The sequence below is a fragment of the Rhizobacter sp. P2_H2 genome, assembly GCF_056403375.1.
This window is the reverse complement of the sequence record NZ_JBFUFP010000548.1, coordinates 1-3653: the sequence shown is the minus strand read 5'-3', so window position 1 is coordinate 3653 and position 3653 is coordinate 1. Positions and strand designations below refer to the sequence as shown.

Here is a 3653-nt window from a genome sequence, read left to right as displayed (position 1 = left end):
GGCTTGTTCGGCCCGAAGCTGCCGGCGTTCAGCGGGCCGGAGATGAACTCCCAGAACGGCAGGAAATCGCTGAACTTCGCCTTGCGCGGGTCATAGAAGTTGGCCGCGGTGTAGTGCACGTCGGCGGTCAGCCAGACGATGTTCCTGATGTTCGCCCGCTTGATCTCGCGCAGCAGCCGCGCGATCTCGAGCTCGCGGCCCAGCGGCACGCCGTCGTCGCCGTTGGCGATCGCCTCCCACTTGTCACGGCCCTGCGCATCCTTGCCGTCGGGCACCTGCACGCCGATCGGCATGTCGGCGGCGATCACCTTCCAGGTCGCCTTCGAGCGCTTCAGCCCGTCGAGCAGCCACGCGATCTGCGGGCGGCCCATGAAGGCGCTGTCCGGCGTCTCGTCGGCCTGCAGGTTCGCGCTGTTCGCGCCGCGATAGCTGCGCATGTCGACGACGAACACGTCGAGCAGCGGCCCCTGCGGCAGGTGGCGGTACACGCGCTCGCTCTCGGCATCAGGGCCGCGGCGCAGCGGTGCGTACTCGAGGAAGGCGCGGCTCGCGCGCGCCACCAGCAGCGGCACGTTCTTCTCGGTGTAGCGCGCGTCGCCCGACACGTCCTTCGAATCCGACCAGTTGTTGCTGACCTCGTGGTCGTCCCACTGCCAGATCTGCGGCACCTCGGCCGACAGGCGGCGGATGTTCGCGTCCAGCAGGTTGTAGCGGTAGCGCCCGCGGTATTCGTTCAGCGTCTCGGCGACCTTGCTGACCTCTTCGGTCACCACGTTGTTCCAGGTCGAGCCGTCGGKCAGCTTCAGCTGCGCCTGGATCGGCCCGTCGGCATAGATGGTGTCGCCGCTGTGCAGGAAGAAGTCGGGGTTCACGCGGCGGATCTGCTCGTAGATCTTCATGCCGCCCCAGGCCTCGTTGATGCCGAAGCCTTGGCCTGCCGTGTCGCCGCTCCACGCGAAGCGCACGTCGCGCAGCGGCTTGCCGTGCGAGGCGGCTGGCAACCGCAGGTGGCCGGCCATCGGCTCGGACAGCACGCGCTCGTTGTGCAGGTCCTGCAGCACGACGCGGTAGAACACCTCCTGGCCGGCCGGCAGGCCGGTCAGGTCGAGGCGGCCGGTGAAGTCGGAGTCTTCCAGCAGGTGGGGTCCGCGCACGCGGTTCAGGTTCGCGAAGCTCGCGGTGCTCGACCACTCGACCCACATGCGGGCCGGCCGGTCGCTGCGCGTCCAGACGATCGCGCTGTCGGCCCGCGCATCGCCCGACTGCACCCCGGACGGAAACTGCGGGCGCATCGCGTCGCGCGTGACCACGGCAGGCGCCGTCTGGGCCTGCGACAGCCCCGGCACCGCGCTCCCACCAGCCAGCAGCAGGGCATTCGACAAGAAGATCCGGCGGTCCATTCGATCCATCCTCGGTGATGCTTGAAAAGCGCGCAGTCTGGGGGGAGCGTGTGGCAGCTTCGTGAACCTGCGCCCTGGGCAGCAATCACGCAGACATCGTGCAGCCCATGCATTTCGGAGAAGGCGGCATGAACAACTTGTATGGCCCGGCGTGCGCCGATTCGCCAGCAATCTTCTACGCTTCCCAGGCGGCCGATTCGCAGGCTCGCGAATCTCAGGGAGACACCATGAATCACACCCACCTCCTGGCCCCGGCCCTCGCCGCAACCCGTCTGGCGACATGCCACCTGGAACGAACACACACCCTGGCGGCCCCGGTCGGCTTGCTGCTCGGCATCGCGTTCAACTGCATCGCGACACACCTCCTCGGGATCGGCACCCTGCCGATCGTGCTGATGCTGCCCGGCGATCTCGGCCCTGCCGGGCACAGCCAAGAGGCCCTGCTGCTGTTCTGGGCCCTGACCTACGCGCTGCTGCCGTTGCAGGTGGCCGGGCTCCACGGGATGGTTCTGCGCGGGCGGCTGGTCGAGACGCTGCGGCCCTGGGCCCTGCGCGGCGAGCGGTTCGGGCGATACCCACGCGGACTGGCCGTGACGGTCAGCGCGATGACACTGATCGCCATCGGCTGCATCCTGCACGGCTCGGTGGTCCCGGGCGCTGCGGTCCAGACGGCGAGCGGGCTGCTGACCTTCCTGATCATCAACTGGTTGCTGCTGCACCTGTTGATGATCGGCTTCATGCTGTCGGCCGCGTTCGTAACGGCCTGCGGTCCCGCGCCGGCCACCCGCCGGCACTGCGCCGGTTCGCGGCACGCGCCAGGCTGAAAGGCACCCGAACCGCGGGCTTCTCCGCAGACCGGCCGGCGCGCCGTTTGCCTAAGCTGCCGCATGGCCCTCGTGCAGCCCCTCGTCACCGCCCGCTTCGACGCCACGCCGCCCATCCTCGACATCGAGGCGTCGGGCTTCGGCCGCGACAGCTACCCGATCGAGGTCGGTTTCGTACTCCCCGACGGCAGCGCGTTCTGCAGCCTGATCCGGCCGGCCGGCCACTGGACCCATTGGGATTCGGCCGCCGAGCAGGTGCACCACATCCACCGCGAGACGCTGCTGGTGCACGGCCGCCCGGTGACCGAGGTCGCACACTGGCTGAACGACCAGTTGCACGGCCTGACGCTCTACAGCGATGGCTGGGCGCACGACTACCCCTGGCTCGGCGCGCTGTATGAAGAAGCGGGCCTCGTGCCCAGCTTCCGGCTCGACAACCTGCGCGCGCTGCTGACCGAAGCCCAGGCCCGCGACTGGTMCGAGACCCGGCAGGCCGTCAGCAACGAGCTGCAGCTGACACGGCACCGCGCGAGCGCCGATGCACGCCTGCTGCAGAAGACCCTGCTGCGCGTCCGCGAGCGCACCGCCTGAACCGGCGCAGGCCCGGTGCTTGCATACAAGCCTGCGGCACCCTCTCACGGTGCCACCCACGTGCCGGAATGCCTCATTTTGGTGAGCCGGCTTGTATGCAACCGATCCATGCCTCTTGCTGGTGCCTGCCCTCCGCCCCAAGCCCCACCAGATCGCCGACCGCATCGTCGACGCGATCCTCGCCCGCAAGCTCGCACCCGGCGCCCGCCTGGGCGAGCAGCAGCTCGCCGACCTGTTCAACGTCAGCCGCACCATCGTGCGGGAGGCGCTCGCGCGGCTGGCGGCACGCGGCATGGTCGAGGTCAACTCGCGGCGCGGCTGGTTCGTGGTGCAGCCCTCGCCCGAGGACGCCCGCGAGGCCTTCGCCGCGCGGCGCCTGATCGAGACCGGGCTGCTGCAGTCGCTGGACGCGCCGCTGGCGGGCGTTCCGTTGCGGCGGCTGCGCGAGCACGTGGCGCAGGAGCAGGCCGCGGTGGCAGCGGCCGATGCCGGCGAGCGCAGCTTCCTGCTCGGTGACTTCCATGTCTGCCTGGCCGAGTGCGCCGGCAACGGCACACTGGCCGACATCCTGCGCGACCTGACCGCCCGCACCACGCTGATCGCGGTGCTGTACCAGTCGAAGCACGAAGCCGCGCAGTCGTGCGCCGAGCACGCCGAGATCGTCGCCGCGCTCGAACGCGGCGACGCCGCGGCGGCAGCCGCCTTGATGCTGCGCCACATCGACAGCGTGGCCGCGCACCTGGACCCTAGCCTGGCCGTCGACCCGCTGGCCTCGCTGCTCAGCGCGCTGTCTACGGTCGGGACTGGCAAAAACACGGCACAGCCCTTGCATACAAGG

4 protein-coding genes are annotated in these 3653 nt (G+C 69.6%); 3 read left to right on the top strand and 1 reads right to left on the bottom strand.

The window, feature by feature from the left end:
* Nucleotides 1-1400 (bottom strand): alkaline phosphatase D family protein (locus AC1D15_RS22200; RefSeq protein ID WP_477827672.1); only part of this gene is annotated, 1400 nt, incomplete at its 3' end.
* A 227-nt stretch (nucleotides 1401-1627) separates the two neighbouring features.
* Between AC1D15_RS22200 and AC1D15_RS22195 the strand changes: the two genes are divergently transcribed.
* The 3 genes from AC1D15_RS22195 to AC1D15_RS22185 all read left to right on the top strand — a co-directional run.
* Nucleotides 1628-2224: a hypothetical protein gene (locus AC1D15_RS22195; RefSeq protein ID WP_477827671.1), complete on the top strand. Its 597-nt coding sequence runs from the start codon at nucleotides 1628-1630 to the stop codon at nucleotides 2222-2224.
* A 63-nt stretch (nucleotides 2225-2287) separates the two neighbouring features.
* Nucleotides 2288-2815 (top strand): 3'-5' exonuclease, encoded by a 528-nt coding sequence (locus tag AC1D15_RS22190; protein ID WP_477827670.1) that lies wholly within the window; start codon nucleotides 2288-2290, stop codon nucleotides 2813-2815.
* 121 nt (nucleotides 2816-2936) lie between these two features.
* Nucleotides 2937-3653: GntR family transcriptional regulator (locus tag AC1D15_RS22185; RefSeq protein ID WP_477827669.1), on the top strand; the 717-nt coding region annotated here is incomplete at its 3' end.

Excerpts from the sequence above, each read along its gene's own strand:
- AC1D15_RS22195 (WP_477827671.1), top strand. The coding sequence starts at position 1,628 with ATGAATCACACCCACCTCCTGGCCCCGGCCCTCGCCGCAACCCGTCTG.